Below are 18,287 nucleotides of genomic sequence, written 5' to 3'. Positions count from 1 at the left end.
CTATCAGCCTACTAGCAAAGCGAATACGATTCCTGGACCATGCACGCCTATCGTCAGATCATTCTCAATATCCGCTGAACGGCTAGGTCCGGAGATAAAATGGATGCCCGCCGGCAGCCCCGATGGCCCAGCTTCATCAAAATCAATAAGCACCTCACCGAGACGAGTCTTCAGCCGCTCCAATGGAACGATGGCAATTAATGCGGTAGGCAATAAGCTGACTGAACGGCCTTTATTCTCAGAGGACAGCACAGTAATGGAGCCTGTATAGGCAACTGCATAATCCGCAATCACAATTCCAATATCAGCCTCGGCCGCCCTAGCTTTCCATGCCTCCTGATCATCTGTATTCCAGACAGACACCCGTGTATCTGTGAGTTCCTCCTCTAGTCGAAGTGCTGCTAGCTCGGTGACATTTTGCCGGAGAATATACCGTGCGAGCATCTCATTGACTTTGCTGACGATGAAAGCTTTGGCTTCATCCATATCCTCCATACGAAATACATGACCACCTGCGCTTTGAAAATTCGCCGTAAATTGTTCAATCCTTTCCTCCGGACTCCACTGGAATTGCTGCCAATACTGCGGTGCGCCGCGAAAAGGATGTGCAGGAGCTTCAGTAATTCTCGGCCGCTTCAGGCGGCGAGCGATATCATTCATGAATGCCTGCTGCTGTTCACATGAATCCTGCTCCATACGTTCCAACCAGTTACTGTGCGTCTCTTCAGTCATGCCCGGCCCCTCCTTCCAGCTCTTCCCGCTTCCGCTTCGCTAGTAAATCTTCCATTCGCTTCTGTATCACCGGGTCCATTTCGCGACTGTTCTTGTCTAGCTCCTGTTGCAGCCCCTTCCAGCTCTCACGGAAGGATTGATCTGCCAGCTTCGGGGCGATCCGATAATTGTTCCAGCCTTTCAGCGGCCCCAGTTTCGACGGAATTCCTCCGTCTCGCACTAGCAGCTTTTGCCCGATTCTACCTACCTTCATCACATTACTAAATCGCTGTGACTTCGCCATAATCGCCCCAAAACCCTTCATGCCGAGACCTTCTGCCTTATCCCCATAACCACGTTCTACCTTCCGCCGCCGTAAATAGATGAGCATATCATGCAGAGGGATTTTGACCGGACAGGCTTCATAACATGCTCCGCACAGGCTAGAGGCTGAGGCGATGTCATCCCATTGATCTACATTTTTATTCAGCGCCGGGGTCAACACCGCTCCTATAGGTCCGCTATACGTTCCTCCATATGCATGACCGCCAATATGACGGTAGACAGGACAAGCATTCAGACAAGCTCCACAGCGGATGCAGTTCAGCAGCTCCTGAAACTCAGGATCGCCTAGCTGCTCAGATCGACCATTATCAAGAATAATAATATGCTGCTCTTCCGGCCCATCACCGTCATTATCCCTGCGGGGACCAGAAATACCCGACATATATACCGTTAACTTCTGCCCTGTTGCCGAACGAGGCAATAATGTAGCCATCACTTCAAGATCACTCCACGAAGGAATAATCCGCTCCATCCCCATCAGGGTAATTTGCGTTTTCGGTAAAGTGGTGACCATACGAGCGTTACCTTCATTCTCGAACAGCACCATCGAACCCGTCTCTGCAATAGCAAAGTTACAGCCAGTCATTCCGATATCCGCATCAAGGAACTTCTCTCTCAGCTTACGCCTTACAAATCCAGCAAGGATAGTAGTTTCGGGCAAAAGCTCCTCTCCTGCCTCTTTGGACAACAGCTCGGCAATCTGGTAGCGGTTCTTATGAATCGCCGGAATAATGATATGTGACGGGGTTTCCCCGGCAAGCTGGATAATATACTCCCCCAGATCCGTCTCTATGGTCTCCACACCAATGGATTCCAGCGCCTTATTTAAATGCAGCTCCTCTGTAACCATTGATTTGGATTTGACCACAGAAGCTGCCTGTTTTCGCTGCGCGATTTCAAGGGCAATCTTCACAGCCTCTTCACCCGTTGCTGCAAAATGAATATGTGTGCCGTTTGCTCTTGCCTTGTCTGCAAAAAGGTTCAGATAGTAATCAAGATGGGCGATCGTGTGTAGACGGATTTGCCGCCCACGTTCACGCCACTCTTCCCAGTGGCCATGATCGTTAGCCGCTTTTTGTTTTCCATCACGCAGTCTCTCCGTGGTAAAACGAACAGCCTTGCGTAAAAAGTCATTATTCAGCGCCAAGTCTGCACGTTCTTTTACTGTAGCTGGCTTTCTATTCTCTGAACCCGCCTTGGGATTGGTGGTAGCTTGGCTCATTTATCAGTCACCCCCTCATACAGCAGTTCTGCTAAATGCATAACTCGAACGGGTTCGCGGCGGTAACGCAGATTCCCGGCAATATTCATCAGACAACCCATATCCAGACCCGTTAGGATTTCTGCTTCCGTCTCCAGCACATGATCTGATTTCTCAGTGACCATTGCCCCGGAGATATCAGACATTTTCACGGCAAAGGTTCCACCAAACCCACAGCAGTCCTCAGCAAAAGGCAGTGGCACCAGCTCCATCGCCTTCACATTTTGCATAAGCTGCATAGGTTCGTCGCGAATCCCTAGAATCCTTGTGCCATGACAGGAAGGATGATAAGTAACCTTATGCGGAAACACTGCTCCTAGATCAGTTACGCCAAGCACCTGCACCATAAACTGGCTAAATTCATAGGATTTGCGTTGCAAATTCTGCGCCTTGACCAGATTAACCGGATCATCCTGAAACAGCTTAGGGTAATGATGAAGCATCCCCGTACAGGATCCGGAAGGTGCAATGACAAAATCACTGTCATCAAAAGCCTGTAGAATCGTAAGTGCAGCTTGCCGCGCTTCATTCCAATATCCACTGTTGTACGCAGGCTGTCCGCAGCAAGTCTGCACCTCCGGGAACTCCAGCTGTACGCCATACCTGGCTAGCAGACGAGCCATGGCTTCCCCGACCTTCGGGAACACGGCATCGCTGACGCAAGTTATAAACATCGATACCTTCATGCCTTCACCTCCTGCACAACTATTTACTACACTGTCGTTATTGCGATGTTCAGCTTCTGCAACTGCTTCATTTGTTCTTCAACAGGGCTGTAATCCGTTATTAGGACATCCACATCACTAGGTGCCGCAAAATGTGTGAACGCTTGTATTCCAAATTTACTGGAATCACATAATAAGATCACTTGCTCCGCTATAGAAATCATCTTTCGTTTCACCATAGCTTGCAGCTCATTTGATTCACTAGCGCCACGTTCGAGATGAAATCCTTTGCAGGAAAAAAACATCTTATCCACGTGATACAATTCAAGCGAACGTTCTGCTAAATGACCAACATAGGACATTGATCTGCGGCTCAGCTGTCCGCCTGTAGAAAAGACCTCGATCCGCTCCTTCCCGCTTAACTCTGCTGCCACTCTAGTAGAATTGGTCAACACAGTAAGCGGCATATCCGGCAAATGCGAAGCCATATACCAAGCCGTTGTACTGGCATCCAGCAGAATTCGATCGCCCGGCTTAATCATCATTACCGCCTCACGGGCAATCCGCTGTTTCTCCGCTGCATTCATGATTTCTCGTTCGGCATAAGGGGTCTCCGGTTGCCGGTCACGCAGGCTAACTGCTCCGCCATGCGAACGCAGCAACCGCCCCGCTTTTTCCAATCGATCCAGATCGCGGCGAATGGTTTCTTCCGTCACTTGGCATAATGTACTCAATTCTGAGACACGGATGCTGCCGCGTTCATTCACTAGTTCTACGATTCGTTCATATCTGTCTGCAATCAGCATGATTTTCCTCCGTTATCCCTATCTATATTCAAGCTACCTCTTATCTAGTAAAAGCTGCTGACACTCCACCGTCGATTGTCAGCATACAACCCGTAGTTTTCTCTGACTTGGAAGAAGCAAAAAAAGCAACGCCTTCGGCAATATCACGCGGATAAATATTAACTAGCAGCGTCGTGCGTTTACGGTAATGCTCCTCTAATTGATCCGGCTCAATCCCGTAAGCAGCCGCCCGTTCATTACGCCAGTTCGAATTCCAGATGGCTGATCCCTGTAAAATTGCATCGGGCAGAATCGTATTGGCACGGATGCCAAACTCTCCGCCTTCAGCTGCTATACAGCGGGCCAGATGGGCTTCGAGCGCCTTGGCAGAACTGTAAGCCGAGACGCTTTTTCCTGCAAAAATAGAATTTTTGGAGCCGATGAACACCATGCTGCCACCGATTTTTTGCTCCTTCATCACCTTAAAAGCTTCGCGCGCAACGAGGAAATATCCTGTGCCCAGTACAGAAATATTCAAGTTCCACTCTTTTAATGAAGTCTCATCAAACGGACTGGAGGTTGCAAGCCCAGCATTATTAACGATAATGTCGACCCCGCCATAAAAAAGTGCTGTCTCCGCATAAGCCGCGCTTACCTGCTCTTCCTGAGTTACGTCCATTTTAACGGCGAATGCACGATTTTCACCATACTTAGCGTTAATCTCTTCTGCTACTTTTTGTGCACCCTCCAGATTGAGGTCTGCCAATACAACATGCGCTCCTTCTGATACTAAACGACGAGCCGTCTCACTCCCAATTCCCCCGGCACCACCTGTAATAAAGGCAACTTGACGGGAGAACTCCGCTTCTGCCGGAGCCAGTGATAATTTATATAATTCCAGGGGCCAATATTCCACATTGTACGATTCATTCTCACTAAGAGAGACGAAATCTCCCAGCGCAGTAGCTCCGCGCATAACAGCAATCGCCCGGTGATACAAGGCTCCGCTGATCTTAGCATTGCTCCAGCTTTTACCTGTGTTGATCATGCCCACGCCAGGGATCAGGATCACACGTGGCGCAGCCTCGAACATTACATCGCCCTCATGTTTATTACGGTCGAAGTATGCTTTGTACTGCTCATTATAAGCGCTAATCGCTTCGCTCAGCTTCGCCTTCAAGCCATCGATATCATTGGTGTTTGGCTCCCACGCAACAAAAAGCGGCTTCATTTTGGTATGTACCAAATGATCCGGACAAGCTGCGCCTACATCAGATAACTTCTCCGAGTCAGCCCCTCCTACGAAACGCAGCACATCCTCCGCATCGTCGAAGGTCAAAATCATTTTACGCTCATCGCTGACTGCGCCTCTGATCAGTGGCATCACTGCGGCCGCTACAGCCCGTCGCTCTGCTTCTGGAAGTGCTTCTGATTTGCGGCCGCCAAATAGGTTCTGATCTTCAATTCTTTCTTCAATATAACTTTCCGCTTCGTTAATTATGGAGATTGTTTTGTCATAACAAGATTCAGGTGTATCCCCCCAAGTCACGAGACCGTGTTTCTCCATCAGCACTAATTCAGCTTTCGGGTTTGCGAGCACACCTTCGGCAATCATTTTGGATAAAGTAAAGCCTGGACGGATGTAAGGCACCCATACGAAACGATCCCCATAAATCTCACGGGCAATTTCCTTACCGTTATGAGCGCAGCATAGGCTGATAATGGCATCTGGATGCGTATGATCCACATGCTTGAAAGGTAAAAATGCATGCAGCAACGTTTCGATAGAAGCACGCGGATGTTTAGGATCAATCATACAATTTGCGAGATAAGCTACCATTTCTTCATCTGGCATTTCATCACGTTCAAATAACGGGGCAATATCCTGAAGCCTTAGTCCGGTAAAATTGCCTGCTTTCATCGTAGCGAGGTCAGAGCCGCTGCCCTTCACCCACATTACTTCTACCTCACGCCCGCGAAAATCCAATTCTATCGTTTTGCTGGAGGTATTCCCTCCGCCAAAGTTACAGACTCTGCGATCTTCGCCCAGCAGATTAGAGCGGAACACTAATGCATCCAATCCCCCGTTTAATTTCGTTTCCCGAGATGAATCCCATAAGTTTTGTACCATTTGTGAATACCTCCGTTTTTGAATGTTTGTTTTTTTGTTTATTTTTGTTTGTTTTGATTTTAAACTATTTGTTTGTGTTTGAATAGAGCGCTTTCAACAAAAATTTAAATTATTTTCACATTTTAGACGAATCTCTATTGGATGAACTACAATAACCTCGCGAATAACAAAAAAGAGCTGCCTCTTGGCAACTCCTCCCCTATTGTTCACACCAGCTTAAAGGGTGATCCAGTAGTTACATTTTTCATTCTCAATACCATGTAGTATTCCTTTGTTCGCTTCAATAACCTTTCTCGAAAATATATTGTCCGGCTCACAAGTCAGCATGACCTTATCAATCCCCATGTCCGCAGCTTTCTTTAACAGCTCTGCCAAAAAAATCGTACCATAACCTTTTCCTCTCTCACTGGGTCTGATACTATAGCCAATGTGTCCACCTGACTTCCTCAATTGATCATTTAAGGAATGTCTTAATTTTCCGACACCAACGGGATAGGAGTCAATCAGTAGCCAGTAGTTGGTCTGTGCTACATACTGTGGTGGAAGATTATCACCTTGTGAAAGTGCTATCCTCTCCCGGATGAAATCAGGAAATTGACTGAAAGCCAGATCAAATCCATTGTTGACGAATCCATTTTCCCCCGGACCTATCTCCACAATCATCTCAAAAATATCGCGTCCATCTGAAATGCTAGCTTCCTTTAGCTCAACAAGCATAATAATCCCCCCCTAGAACGTTATTAATAACTTCCCTATCAAAAATTTACCGCAAACAAGACCGGCATGCATTATTTAATTGCACAATCTACAACTAAAATGTACTTCAATGCTCACGCCTAATGTGTTAAGTGTACTTTGTGCAATTAAATTCGCCCAATTTAGCTAAATCAGCTAATTACGAGAGATATAGTTGTACAAAGTACATCTATATCACCGAAGTGAGAGTAAAGTAGCAATTTAGTTGTACCAAATACACTTATCTGGCTCCTTGTGACTACTAGGTGATCAAGCAACAGGTATCTAAACTAATCTATCTAATCTATCTAATCTAATCTAATCTAATCTAATCACCATCTACTCGCCCTCTAATCACCTTCTGCTCCCCCTCTTTTCACAGGAATGTTTCTATTTCTCACTCCTCCTTCCGCACTCTCGTAGTATACTTATTGGAATAAGATACAGATGTTGTATTTTTCACTAAGGAGGTTTGTGATGGTAAATAGCTTTAAGAATGCCAAGGCGCAAGAACGAGTGTGGCAGTCCTACCAACAGCTAGTTGATCAGTGGCCTATTCCTCTTGAAGAGCTCGATCTCCCAACCACATATGGGCTGACGCATTGTATCCTTACCGGGCAAAAGAGTAATCCCCCCTTATTTCTATTTCATGGCGTTGGTGATAACTCGGCGGTCATGTGGCTCCTTAACATCGAGGAATTATCGCGGCATTTTTACTGCATCGCTATTGATACTCTGGGCGGACCCGGAAAAAGCATTCCTAATGCGTACTTTAATAAACAAAAGTTTGAGCAGGTGGAATGGATTAATGAAATAGCCAAACATCTGAGCATAGACGTCTTTAATATTGCAGGGGTGTCAAATGGCGCCTATATTGCTTTTAATTATGCGACCAAGCAACCGGACAAAGTGAACCGTGTGATTTGTTTGGAAGGCGGAATGGTCACCACACCAATCAAAGCCATGCTGCAAACGCTAATGATGATGTTCCCAGAGATTCTGATTCCCACGGATCGCAATTTACTCAAAGTGCTGAAGAAGTTAAGTGCGCCTGACTCCCCTTTATTTGACAATCACCCAGAAGTAGCTGCTCATCTAATCCTTTTAATGCGCACTCATAATCAACAAGCTATGTTTGTTCATAAGCTTCAAAAATACGATAGAAACGCCGCAGTTGCCGTCAGAGATAAGCTCTATTTTTTAGTAGGAGAACACGCATTAAAACAATCAAAGGATTTCATAGATATTTTAGAGGACGGAAAGTTTCATTACCAAGTCATCCCCCGTGCGGGACACGGCATTAATCATGAGCAACCGGATAGAGTCAACACTGAAATCATCAATTTCCTGACCGGCGATAATGATAAATCACTTGCATCCTTATGAAAGCGTTACTATTATGAAGGTTATTACTCATACTTACTCTATTAAAGGAGAGGTTACCCATCAGATACGGAACTCTAGCCCACACATTTGGCTGCCTGCCGCTCAAGTCGTTAACTGCAACCCTTCAGAATTATGATATCGATTTTGTTCAGCTTGCATTATCCAAAGCCATTCAGGACATCGACACTTCTACCGGTAAACTAAGTCCAGGTCTTGCCAGCTATATTGGCGAACAATTTGATAAAGCAGGAATACGTATCGGTGTTTTGGGCTGTTACATCAACCCTGTTCATCCGGATCCTGTCATCCGGAGAGCTGAGATCAATCGTTTTAAAGAGCATCTTCGTTATGCCCGCCAATTCGGCGCACCTATGGTGGCAACAGAGACCGGTGCGCTGACTACTTTTCAAGCACAAGATCCGGTCCATTACGAAGCTATCGGCTGGGATACGTTAAGGGCAACTATAGAAGAACTTGCAGAGGAAGCTGAAAAATGGGGCGTTTTTCTAGGACTAGAAGGGGTCTGCACACATACACTTTCTACACCAGACAAGATGCGCCGCATCTTAGATGAAGTCCCATCAAGCTGTATAGGTGTTGTATTGGACCCTTGTAATTTTATTGGCACGGCTGCGCATTTGCAGGATCAAATTGTCGATGATTCCTTCAGATTATTCGGCGACCGTATCATTCTGGCGCATTTAAAAGATATCTATCAAGATGGTGAAAAAGCATACCACGGAAAAGCAGGCAGCGGATTATTCCATACCGAAGCTTTCCTGCGCAAACTCCAAGAATATAAGCCAATGATCGATGTGTCATTAGAAGATATCAAGGATCTGGAGGTTAATGATACCGTTGCTTTACTGAAGAAGCTTGCTCCTATAACACAATAAAAACCCACTTCTGAGGATAGGTGTTAGCAGCAGCTGCGCATCTATCCCAGCTTTATCTATGCTCAAAAATAGTGTTTCCAGTTATTGAGCAGATGATCATCCTCTTTCTGCAGCAATTTGGAGGCATATACGATTTGACCTGTATGATAGGAATAATGTTCTACCGCTCCGATCATAATCTTTTGAATACTCCAAGTATAATTCTCCATTCCAGCCCCCTCAGGGAAACTAATGGTGACCTCCCGTTCTAGATCAGCCTTCGTCAAATTGCCCACCACCGCACGGCTTTCTTCCCTGACCTTCAGCATATACTGCAATAATTCCTGTGATGAATAACCGCCTCTGGTCAAAAATTCATTAGGTCTATCTCTTTCTATTGGCTTATTGCCGATTCCGCTGACCAGATGCTGATATTCGCTGCCCGCAATATGCAGGCATAGGTTACCAATGGCATTCATTTTTGACTTTGGACGAAACCATATCTCTTCGGTCGATAGCTTATTTACAGCTTGCTCCACATACCCCAAGGATTGATCGAGCCTTCTCATACATTCGATAATGATTTCACTCATACTAATCCCTCTTCCTTCTACTTTTGTTTGTAAACTTGTTAAATGGTACTTTTCTATAGGAGCTGAATAAAATAAGAAACATAACGATTGAATCATATTGTTTCACTATTACAGCTCTAACTTGGAAGGGACGGGATTATCAATGAGATTCACATTCCCTATTCTGACCTTATCTCATGGCGGAGCACAACGTATGCTGGTAGAGCTCACCAATGGGCTGACAGATTTGGGCCATCAGGTCAACCTCCTCTTGCCTGTGGATGGCGCTATTTCTTATGATGTGCGCGCAAACGTAATCCGCTCCTCACATATGAATATTCACGAGCATGACTTTCCTCCCGGAGACGTCATTGTTTCTAATTATTATACAACTGTCCCCATCGCCCAAGCAGCAAGCAAACAAGGAAAAGGGGTTCATGTACGTTTATCTTTATGTTATGAGCCTCCTTTTTTACCGGATAACGGACGCTCCTTCCCCTCCTATCACATCACTGAGCATCTAATCGTTTTATCACGTTGGCAGCAGGAGCTGATCTTTTTAAATCATGGCATCACCGGCAGTATCGTGCCCATTGGCATTAGCTCCTCTTTTAAAAATATGAATATCCGTCACAGTCTTCAAGAGCCTTTAAACATAACAGCTATATTAAGAAAAACAGAACGCGGCTTCTCCTGGCACCGCGAGCAAGATTATCTTATAGAACAGCTGGATTACGTAAAAAGCCAATATCCCGATGTAAATATTAACTTCATCAGTCCGCCTGACGAGTTCAACACCTCAGAAATTCTCCAAAGAATGAAAGCTACTGGCAAATATCGGTTCTTTACGCCAGCAAATGATGAGGAGCTCTGCTATCACTATAACGGTGCGGATATTTTTGTTAGCTCAAGTATTTTTGATACAGGTTCTTTACCGGGACTTGAGGCCATGCGTTGTGGAGCAGCGTTAGTCTGTGTATATTCGGGTGGGAATATGGAATACGCCCATCACAAGAAAAACTGTTTGCTCTCTTATCGATATGAGAACCGGCTCGGTGAAGATGTCATCCGCTTAATACGTGATCCCAACTTAAGAACTAAATTAGCGGAGCAGGGGGAAAGATATTCGCGCAAATGGACTTGGGAAAATAGTGTCAGATTATTTGAACAAGCGATCACAGATTTATTATAAAAATATAAAAAAGCAAGTCTCCGATGGCTGAGATTTGCTTTTTTATTGATCCAAAAGAATCATTGACTAGAGAAATAATACAAGATATTATGTAAGCGTTATCAATTGCAAAATAATGAAACACTTTAGGGAAATCTAAACTAAAAGGAGAAGGAATATGGCGAAAAAAGGTAGGCAAGGTTATCGGTTGTTATTGTTGTCTTTTTTAATGCTTTTTACAACTGTTTTCTCAGGAGGATCGCAAGCTTATGCAGCAACCTGGAATCTGACTGGAGATACCAACGTACACGACCCTTCATATATCAAAGAGGGGAACACACATTGGGTATTCAGCACGGGATCAGGTCTCCAAGTGATGTTCTCAAACGATGGAACTAACTATATTCGCTCCCTCCCGATTTATACCTCGAAACCCTCCTGGTGGAGCTCTTACGTTCCCAATCAAGAAGGGCTAGATGTATGGGCCCCAGAAATTTTCTACTATAACGGTACCTATTACCTCTATTATTCTATCTCCACATTCGGCTCAAGAGTGTCTGCTATTGGTTTAGTAACTACTAAATCGATCTCCGGGGGAAAATGGACGGACCAAGGTGTCGTTATCTCGTCTAATGACGCCTCCAATTATAACGCCATTGATCCTAACATTACGGCAGATGCTAACGGAAACCTATGGATGACCTTCGGTTCCTGGAGCAACGGGATTTACATTACCTCCATCAACAAAACAACCATGAAGCCAACGGGCAACTCGTATCGCATTGCGACTAAATCCGGGGGGATTGAAGGCTCCAGCATGGTTTACAATCCAAACACCGGATATTATTATCTATTCGTATCCATTGGCCAATGCTGCTCAGGCGTAAACAGCACCTATAAAATTGCAGTGGGACGCTCAACCAGCGTACTGGGGCCTTTCTATGCGAAGGACGGTACCGATATGAAAAATGGCGGGGCTACGGTCATCGATAGCGGCAACAGTTTTTGGGCGGGTCCTGGTGGACAGGATATATACGGAACCAACGTTATCGTCCGCCATGCTTACAGTGTCGCTGAGAATGGCGCACCCAAATTGTTAATCAGTGATCTCGAATGGGATTCTGCTGGCTGGCCTTACTATAATTAACGTCTAATCGAGAGTTGCCCCGAAGTCCTACTCTGTGATTTATGGGGCAGCTTCTTTTTACTGATAAACCTTCTACTCTCTCTTTCGATAGATACCTGGCGAGACACCATAACGCTCCCGAAACACCCTGTGAAAATAGGTGTAACTTCCAAACCCCGTCTCCTCTGCTATACGCTCTAAGGTGTAATTGGTATTGTCCATTAATCTCAGTGCCATCGCAAGCCGGATTTGCCCCGCATATTGCATAATAGAATAACCGAATTGGATCTTGAATAAATGTACAGCCCTTGTCACACTAATTCCAGCATGAGCAGCTACGTCCTTTAGTCTGATCTCTGAAGTAGCATGCTCCTCCACATAACTCTTCATTTTAAGTCCGTGTAGAAGCGAAGCCGAAGATGATGCAGGTGCCTCTTCCATAGCCCGATCTAACAACAAACATAAAGCTTTAAATAGTGCTTCAAGTATTTCAGGGCTACCCCCGTCTAGTCTTCTATTCTCCAGATCAAGCTGTTGCCATACACTTTGCAGCTTACCATCATCCGCAATTCTAACCTTTTTGGGTCGCTCACGCAGGTTCCACCAGTGGTCCACCCATTCCCCTGTACACATTACAAAATAGTCCACACTATGTCCCAAAGGACTTTTCTTTTCACCGATTCTCAGATCATATATATCGTAGGGCTTAAATAACAATAGATCCCCCGGCACTACGGCAGTCATTTCTCCATCGATGAGGACTTCACATTCCCCTTCTGCTTGCAGCCTGATGATATAGGTATCCAACCCACTGCGATATAGTTGCCGAAAAGGCTGAGTATGGCGGATAAATCCACACAGACTAATTTGAACGCTGTTTGTTTCCATCGCATATGCTCCTCATTCTATAATAGTCGATGACCAGATTGTTGAGGTTCTTAGCCATATAGTTTCTTCAAAGTGCAGTGAATCTCCTTCTATAATAAAGACAGAATTCATATGTAGGAGGTTATCAAGCATTATGAGTAAAACTATTCGCGTCATTCAAACCGCTAAAGAAACCACGGATCGTTTAACAGAAAAGGACCCTCTGATTTTCCTTCCCGATACGTCAGGAGTCGAATCAGAGCTAATCAATATCTATGATGATCTGGAGTATCAAGAAATTGAAGGCTTTGGTGGAGCTCTTACGGAGTCCTCTGCCGTTACTATCGCTAAGCTTAGTGCAGCTAAACAAAAAGAAATCATCGACGCTTATTTTCATCCTGAGCACGGCATTGGATATACCCTTTGCCGCTCACATATCCAAAGCTGCGACTTCTCACTGGGCAACTATGCTTATGTAGAGGAAGGCGATGCGGAGCTACGTTCGTTCGATATTTCCAGAGATCACGAGTCGGTTATCCCCCTCATAAAAAATGCTGCCGCAGCAGTAGGTGAAGATTTCCGTCTGTTCTCTTCCCCATGGAGTCCTCCAGCGTTCATGAAGACTAACGGGCAAATGAACGGAGGCGGAGCTCTTAAGCCTGAATATCGTAAGGCTTGGGCTAACATGTTCGTTAAATATATTGAGGCGTACACTGCAGAAGGGATTGATATCTGGGCTGTCAGTGTTCAGAATGAAGCCAAAGCTGTACAAAGATGGGATTCCTGCCTGTATACCGCCGAAGAAGAAAAGGATTTTGTGCGTGACTACTTGGGACCTGCTCTGGAACAAGCGGGCTTGGGCCATGTAAAGGTTATGATCTGGGATCATAATAAAGAACGGGTGTATGACCGTGCTAAGGTTGCTTTTGAAGATCAAGCAGCGTCCAAATACATATGGGGAATCTGCTTTCACTGGTATTCCGGTGATCACTTCGAAGCCCTCTCTGCCGTTCATGATCGTTTCCCAGATAAAAAGCTGTTCTTCAGCGAAGGCTGCCAAGAAGGTGGCGTTCATCTCGGCTCATGGAACACCGGTGAACGTTACGGACATGATATCATTGGCAATCTGAACAACTGGATGTCGAGCTGGACAGACTGGAACATTGTCTTGGATGAGCAAGGTGGACCTAACCATGTAGGAAATTACTGCGACGCTCCAATTATCGGAGATACCAAAAACGATGAAATTACTTTTGAGAGCTCTTTCTATTACATCGGGCACTTCAGTAAATATATTCGTCCGGGTGCTAAACGCATTGGTTTCTCTAAATATACAGATAAGCTTGAAACAACAGCTTTCCGCAACCCTGATGGCACTATTGCTGTTATCGTTATGAACCGCACAGAGCAAGAGCTTCCATTCACCTTGCGCTTCCATGACGAACTGGCTGAGAACATGATTCCGGCTCATGCCATTCAAACCCTGCTAATTAAGTAGCAGCTGTTCATTTCTAATAAAAAGAGGTTCTCTTTATGCCAGCGCACAGAGAGAACCTCCTTTTTTATTAAATTAAAAGAAATAGTGCTTAAAGCCTTGCTGATAGTATTTCGCATAACGCTCCATACAGTGTATGTTCAAGATCCAACGAGGCAAGAGAAGCCAGGGCCGCCATCGGCGTTACTGCTGCTTTGACTACATGGTAAATTTGTTCTTTCAATTGGAAAAGAATTTGCGCACGGTTCAGAAGGCTGAACACCTCATCATCTACAGAATTCACCGCAATCCGGGCATCTGTGAACGTTACCTCCAAGGAATGCTCTACCGCTTGATCCGAGATCATGATCGTAAGCGTATGTGTTGCCTCATCATAGTCTATGTTTGCTTCGATTTCTGTGCCGCCAGCGAATACCTGTACCTTCGTATCAGCAAAACCGACAAAGGACAACTTCCATGATCGCCGCTCAGGCACAACCTTTGTATTTCCCTGAGCAGAGAGAATCTTGAAGCTGGCTTTATCCCCCATTTCCAGGATCATTTCTGTATCGCACCATTGATCATCCTGATCCTCCGCAGTATCCCCCTCATCCTCCCAGAGATGAAAATGACCCCTTCCTCCCGCAAACACACGGACCTCCATATGCCTCGGATTATCCACTGAAGACGTATATTGCGTCAGATCTGCCATGGGCACAATAGCACCTGCTTTAGCTAATACAGGGATATTTTCTAGATTGCGATAGAGAGAAAGCTTTCTGCCACCGTCGTACACTCTTCCGTTAAAAAAATCTATCCAAACCCCTTCTGGTAACCAAGCCTTAAATTCGGCAACGCCTACCTTTGGGTTGACCGGCTGTGTAATCGGACAGGCAATAAGTTCCGTTCCGAAATAATATTCATTGGGCACTTCATAGGCTTCATTCGACAACGCATGATGATAATACATCGGTCGGATTAGCGGAAGACTATCGCGGCTGGCGTAGCGATTCATGGTGTACAGATAGGGAAGTAAACTATGCCGCAAGCGCAGGCAATCCTTTATCACATCTTCCGCAATCTTATTGAATCGCCATGGCTCCTTGCTGTTAAAGGCACTAGCAGAACTATGTAACCGCAGAATAGGCGAAAACACACCGAATTGCACCCAGCGCATTGCCAACTCATCGTCTAAATAACCATTCATATGGCCCCCGATATCATGGCTCCACCAACCATATCCCACGTTAGCGGCGTTGGCTGTGAAGTATGGCTGGAAATCCAGCGACTCCCAAGTGACAATGGTATCTCCAGAGAAGCCCACAGGATAACGATGGCTGCCAAGACCTGCATAACGGGAAAAAGTAATCTGCCGGTTGCCTCTCCGGCCGCTATCCAGATAGTGATAATGGTTCAGCATCCAAAGCGGATCTAGTCCCGGTACTTTAGTCACTCCACCCTGCTGCCAATCAATCCACCAGAAATCCACACCTTCATTTTCTAGCGGATGATGCAGAAACTTAAAGTATGCTCGCAAAAAATTCGGATCCGTGATATCAAATTCCACAGCATCCCCTTTTTCCGGGTCCATACCCATCTCCGCAGCAATGGCAAGATAAGGATCTTCAAACGCCCGTACACCGTCTGCTGGATGTACGTTGAGCGTTACTCGAAGTCCTTTTTCATGCAGCCATGCCAAAAATCTTTGAGGCTCCGGGAACAATTCCCGGTTCCAGGTATAACCCGTCCAACCACTGCCGTACTGCGGATCAATATCGACGAGATGCCAATCCATATCTATAACAGCGACGGAAAACGGAATTCGCTCGAGCTCAAACCGCTCCATTAGCGCTTTGTATTCTTCTTCTGAATATCGGTAATAACGGCTCCACCAGTTGCCAAGGGCATAACGTGGCAATAGGGGCGTACGACCGCAAAGGTGATAGAAATCCTTCAAGCAGTGCAAATAATCATGACCGTATCCAAAAAAATAAACATCGAGGCCAGCCAACGCCCGTAGCTCTACCCGTCCATCCTCTTCCAGTACTAGGGAGGTGCTATCATCAACTAACGTATACCCGGCACGTGAGAGTAGTCCGTGCTCCAGCGGAATGGCACCATCTGCATTATCCAGTGTACGTGCTGTCCCTCCCAAATCTTGGACTGTATCTCCATAATTCCAGACACTCATTAAATGACCCGCTTCGTTTCTCACCCGAATACTGAGACCATGCCGGGAGAAAGGCTGTTTGTCATAAGTTAAATGCAGGCGCTTCGTAATCAACTCAAGTTTATTCCCCAGATCCATTACGCGGAACTCTGGAACCGGAAAATTGCGATTCACAACGGTCTGTGACGCCCGATCTTCGAAATATCCTTCCTCACTATATTCCATCCGGATAAGCTCCGGAGTTAAGACAGTGAACCGATAGCACTCCCCCTGAATAATCGCGTCAGCATTACTGCCTGGTTCAGAACGCAGCTTTAATTGGGTCGCCAAAGGGGTTGGCTCTTTCATCGTATTTCCCATCAAGTAAAAACCCCATTTCTTGTTATTCAACGCCGATATAACGGCTGAAAGCATCTGTCCGAATTTTCACCATCTTTTCGAGGCCCATCCCCCGCAGCTGCTTCACATAGTCATCCCACTGCTCGTCAATATCACCTGAGATTATAAATTGAGCACGCATTGTATTGACGTAACTATCAATATCGGTGGTCAAGGTCGGCAGCTCCTGAAACTCTTCTGCAGTGTACATTACGTTAGGGAAAGGTGGTGTTGTGTAGTCACTTCCCAGCTTATCGAGTTGTAGCTTCAGCCCATCTCCGGTTTTGGGATTTAGAAAGATGGTCTTTTCAAAAGCTGGGCTCACATATTTCGGCCCGAAATCCCGGAGTGACTGTTCCCAATACCAAGCATCTGCACTGGTGCCGGTTGGAGGGTCCATCAATGTATACGTACCGTTGTCATTTTTCTTAATCACCGTTCCAATGGCACCCCAGAAATTCTGAATGCTGGCTTCATTGGTATAGAACTGATCCGCCCAGCGTGCTGCAATTTCTGGATACTTGCAGGATATGGTGATCAACAGCTCGTTGCGTTCCAGATTCATCCCATACGGGTTCCCAACGGTGTAGCGCTTCCCGTCTGGTCCAGCAATTGGCGGAATGGTCACATATTGATCACTCCATTTGCCAAACATAGCGTCTGGCGTCCACTGATAAGAGAAGCCTACGATTGGGGCATCCGGATTTAGAAACTTTGCCGATCTCATCGTTTCGTCTTGAGTGAATACTTCTTTATCGAGTAATCCGTCTTTAAATAATTTGCTCTCCCATTTGAGCCCTTCTTTGTACTCTTCTGAAATCGGGTAATAAACCGCATTTCCGTCCTTGACCACCATGAAGTTATTATTCAAATCTGCGATTCCGAAGGGACTGATTAGATCATTACTTAATTCGATAAAAGGAATCTCATCCTGTTTTCCGTTTCCATTCGGATCTTGTTCTTTGAATGCTTTTAGCACGTTATAAAGATCGTCTATCGTATCCGGTACCTTCAAACCCAATTTGTCCAGCCAGGTTTTGTTAATCACAGGCTGACGTGAGCTTTTAGGACGTGAGGGTAATCTTGCAGGCAGCGAGTAGATTTTCCCGTCAGGAAAGGTGCTGATTTTTTTCATTTCCGGTGTTTCTTCCATAGCTGCTTTGAGATTAGGCATGTTGTGCTCAATATAGTCATCTAACGGCCGAAATAAGCTTAAATTATTGACGATATCCGCATCTCCGAAGGTCTGACTCCCTAAAATGATATCTGGAAGTGTGCCGCTGGCCAGCATAATAGACTTCCGTTCACTCCAATCATTGGAGGACATCACCTGCCACTCGATTTTGACATTCGTGTTCTTCTCCAAATCCTTGAGCCATTGATTCTCGGTAAAAGAATCTCCCATGCTGACCCACCGGACAGTGAGTACTTTCAGCGTCACAGGCTTATCCACTATCGGCAATCCTTCTTTGTTAAATTCACCCGGTTCAGTTTCAACAGAATTAATCCCACTGTTCCCTTTACAAGCTGTAAGGCTAGCAAGCAACGTTGTCACTAAAAGAATGACGGTGATTGTTCTATATATCCTGTTTTTTTGTTGCTTTTTCATAACGTTCTTGCTCCCTTACGAATGTT

General features: G+C 45.6%; 15 protein-coding genes. 5 read left to right on the top strand and 10 right to left on the bottom strand.

The genetic code is table 11. The annotated features are described in order from the left end of the window. Positions 1 to 3: 3 nt before the first annotated feature. The 6 genes from MKZ16_RS12225 to MKZ16_RS12200 all read right to left on the bottom strand — a co-directional run bounded on the left by MKZ16_RS12225 (position 4) and on the right by MKZ16_RS12200 (position 6,615). Positions 4 to 732, bottom strand: a complete 729-nt coding sequence (locus tag MKZ16_RS12225) for a lactate utilization protein (RefSeq protein WP_076105389.1) — start codon at positions 730 to 732, stop codon at positions 4 to 6. Then, a complete protein-coding gene (locus MKZ16_RS12220; protein ID WP_339815746.1) occupies positions 725 to 2,278 on the bottom strand; it encodes a LutB/LldF family L-lactate oxidation iron-sulfur protein in 1,554 nt (517 codons plus the stop codon). Before MKZ16_RS12220 ends, MKZ16_RS12225 begins: the two co-directional genes overlap by 8 nt. Continuing rightward, positions 2,275 to 3,003, bottom strand: coding sequence for a (Fe-S)-binding protein (locus tag MKZ16_RS12215; RefSeq protein ID WP_036689769.1), 729 nt, complete (start codon positions 3,001 to 3,003; stop codon positions 2,275 to 2,277). The genes MKZ16_RS12220 and MKZ16_RS12215 overlap by 4 nt, the downstream gene beginning before the upstream one ends. Before the next feature lie 26 nt (positions 3,004 to 3,029). Next, positions 3,030 to 3,788, bottom strand: a complete 759-nt coding sequence (locus MKZ16_RS12210) for a DeoR/GlpR family DNA-binding transcription regulator (RefSeq protein WP_036689767.1) — start codon at positions 3,786 to 3,788, stop codon at positions 3,030 to 3,032. Between the two features lie 40 nt (positions 3,789 to 3,828). Further along, the gene (locus tag MKZ16_RS12205; protein ID WP_076105387.1) at positions 3,829 to 5,898 is read right to left on the bottom strand and encodes a bifunctional aldolase/short-chain dehydrogenase; all 2,070 of its coding nucleotides are present in this window, start codon (positions 5,896 to 5,898) and stop codon (positions 3,829 to 3,831) included. A gap of 216 nt (positions 5,899 to 6,114) precedes the next feature. Then, positions 6,115 to 6,615: a GNAT family N-acetyltransferase gene (locus tag MKZ16_RS12200; protein WP_036689764.1), complete on the bottom strand. Its 501-nt coding sequence runs from the start codon at positions 6,613 to 6,615 to the stop codon at positions 6,115 to 6,117. Positions 6,616 to 7,110: 495 nt separating this feature from the next. On the opposite strand from MKZ16_RS12200, the gene MKZ16_RS12195 reads away from it, so the two are divergent. Next, positions 7,111 to 8,019 (top strand): alpha/beta hydrolase, encoded by a 909-nt coding sequence (locus tag MKZ16_RS12195; protein WP_076105386.1) that lies wholly within the window; start codon positions 7,111 to 7,113, stop codon positions 8,017 to 8,019. 29 nt (positions 8,020 to 8,048) lie between these two features. Continuing rightward, complete coding sequence (locus MKZ16_RS12190) at positions 8,049 to 8,915, top strand: sugar phosphate isomerase/epimerase family protein (protein ID WP_305953653.1); 867 nt, start codon at positions 8,049 to 8,051, stop codon at positions 8,913 to 8,915. A gap of 62 nt (positions 8,916 to 8,977) precedes the next feature. Here the strand turns inward: MKZ16_RS12190 and MKZ16_RS12185 are convergent, their stop codons facing one another. Further along, positions 8,978 to 9,487: a DinB family protein gene (locus MKZ16_RS12185; protein ID WP_076105385.1), complete on the bottom strand. Its 510-nt coding sequence runs from the start codon at positions 9,485 to 9,487 to the stop codon at positions 8,978 to 8,980. Positions 9,488 to 9,629: 142 nt separating this feature from the next. Here MKZ16_RS12185 and MKZ16_RS12180 point away from each other — a divergent pair, with 142 nt between their 5' ends. Both MKZ16_RS12180 and MKZ16_RS12175 read left to right on the top strand, forming a co-directional pair. Then, entirely contained in the window at positions 9,630 to 10,658 is a 1,029-nt protein-coding gene (locus tag MKZ16_RS12180; RefSeq protein WP_036689759.1) for a glycosyltransferase family 4 protein, read from the top strand. A 157-nt stretch (positions 10,659 to 10,815) separates the two neighbouring features. Continuing rightward, positions 10,816 to 11,784, top strand: a complete 969-nt coding sequence (locus MKZ16_RS12175; protein ID WP_036689758.1) for a glycoside hydrolase family 43 protein — start codon at positions 10,816 to 10,818, stop codon at positions 11,782 to 11,784. 72 nt (positions 11,785 to 11,856) lie between these two features. On the opposite strand, the gene MKZ16_RS12170 is transcribed toward MKZ16_RS12175, so the two are convergent. After that, on the bottom strand, positions 11,857 to 12,651 hold the full coding sequence (locus tag MKZ16_RS12170; RefSeq protein WP_076105384.1) for an AraC family transcriptional regulator: 795 nt from the start codon (positions 12,649 to 12,651) through the stop codon (positions 11,857 to 11,859). 133 nt (positions 12,652 to 12,784) lie between these two features. Between MKZ16_RS12170 and MKZ16_RS12165 the strand changes: the two genes are divergently transcribed. After that, entirely contained in the window at positions 12,785 to 14,128 is a 1,344-nt protein-coding gene (locus MKZ16_RS12165; RefSeq protein ID WP_038570011.1) for a glycoside hydrolase family 30 protein, read from the top strand. A gap of 88 nt (positions 14,129 to 14,216) precedes the next feature. On the opposite strand, the gene MKZ16_RS12160 is transcribed toward MKZ16_RS12165, so the two are convergent. Together MKZ16_RS12160 and MKZ16_RS12155 are read right to left on the bottom strand one after the other, a co-directional pair. Beyond that, a complete protein-coding gene (locus MKZ16_RS12160; protein ID WP_339815742.1) occupies positions 14,217 to 16,664 on the bottom strand; it encodes a TIM-barrel domain-containing protein in 2,448 nt (815 codons plus the stop codon). Continuing rightward, entirely contained in the window at positions 16,657 to 18,261 is a 1,605-nt protein-coding gene (locus MKZ16_RS12155) for an extracellular solute-binding protein (protein WP_051491642.1), read from the bottom strand. Before MKZ16_RS12155 ends, MKZ16_RS12160 begins: the two co-directional genes overlap by 8 nt. Between the last annotated feature and the right edge of the window lie 26 nt (positions 18,262 to 18,287).

The sequence above is a fragment of the Paenibacillus sp. FSL R5-0928 genome (assembly GCF_037970385.1).
GTDB classification, from domain to species: Bacteria; Bacillota; Bacilli; order Paenibacillales; family Paenibacillaceae; genus Paenibacillus_AQ; species Paenibacillus_AQ odorifer.
This window is presented reverse-complemented; position numbering and strand designations above follow the sequence as displayed.

Excerpts from the sequence above, each read along its gene's own strand:
- MKZ16_RS12225 (WP_076105389.1), bottom strand. The coding sequence starts at position 732 with ATGACTGAAGAGACGCACAGTAACTGGTTGGAACGTATGGAGCAGGAT.
- MKZ16_RS12220 (WP_339815746.1), bottom strand. The coding sequence starts at position 2,278 with ATGAGCCAAGCTACCACCAATCCCAAGGCGGGTTCAGAGAATAGAAAG.
- MKZ16_RS12215 (WP_036689769.1), bottom strand. The coding sequence starts at position 3,003 with ATGAAGGTATCGATGTTTATAACTTGCGTCAGCGATGCCGTGTTCCCG.
- MKZ16_RS12210 (WP_036689767.1), bottom strand. The coding sequence starts at position 3,788 with ATGCTGATTGCAGACAGATATGAACGAATCGTAGAACTAGTGAATGAA.
- MKZ16_RS12205 (WP_076105387.1), bottom strand. The coding sequence starts at position 5,898 with ATGGTACAAAACTTATGGGATTCATCTCGGGAAACGAAATTAAACGGG.
- MKZ16_RS12200 (WP_036689764.1), bottom strand. The coding sequence starts at position 6,615 with ATGCTTGTTGAGCTAAAGGAAGCTAGCATTTCAGATGGACGCGATATT.
- MKZ16_RS12195 (WP_076105386.1), top strand. The coding sequence starts at position 7,111 with ATGGTAAATAGCTTTAAGAATGCCAAGGCGCAAGAACGAGTGTGGCAG.
- MKZ16_RS12185 (WP_076105385.1), bottom strand. The coding sequence starts at position 9,487 with ATGAGTGAAATCATTATCGAATGTATGAGAAGGCTCGATCAATCCTTG.
- MKZ16_RS12180 (WP_036689759.1), top strand. The coding sequence starts at position 9,630 with ATGAGATTCACATTCCCTATTCTGACCTTATCTCATGGCGGAGCACAA.
- MKZ16_RS12175 (WP_036689758.1), top strand. The coding sequence starts at position 10,816 with ATGGCGAAAAAAGGTAGGCAAGGTTATCGGTTGTTATTGTTGTCTTTT.
- MKZ16_RS12170 (WP_076105384.1), bottom strand. The coding sequence starts at position 12,651 with ATGGAAACAAACAGCGTTCAAATTAGTCTGTGTGGATTTATCCGCCAT.
- MKZ16_RS12165 (WP_038570011.1), top strand. The coding sequence starts at position 12,785 with ATGAGTAAAACTATTCGCGTCATTCAAACCGCTAAAGAAACCACGGAT.
- MKZ16_RS12155 (WP_051491642.1), bottom strand. The coding sequence starts at position 18,261 with ATGAAAAAGCAACAAAAAAACAGGATATATAGAACAATCACCGTCATT.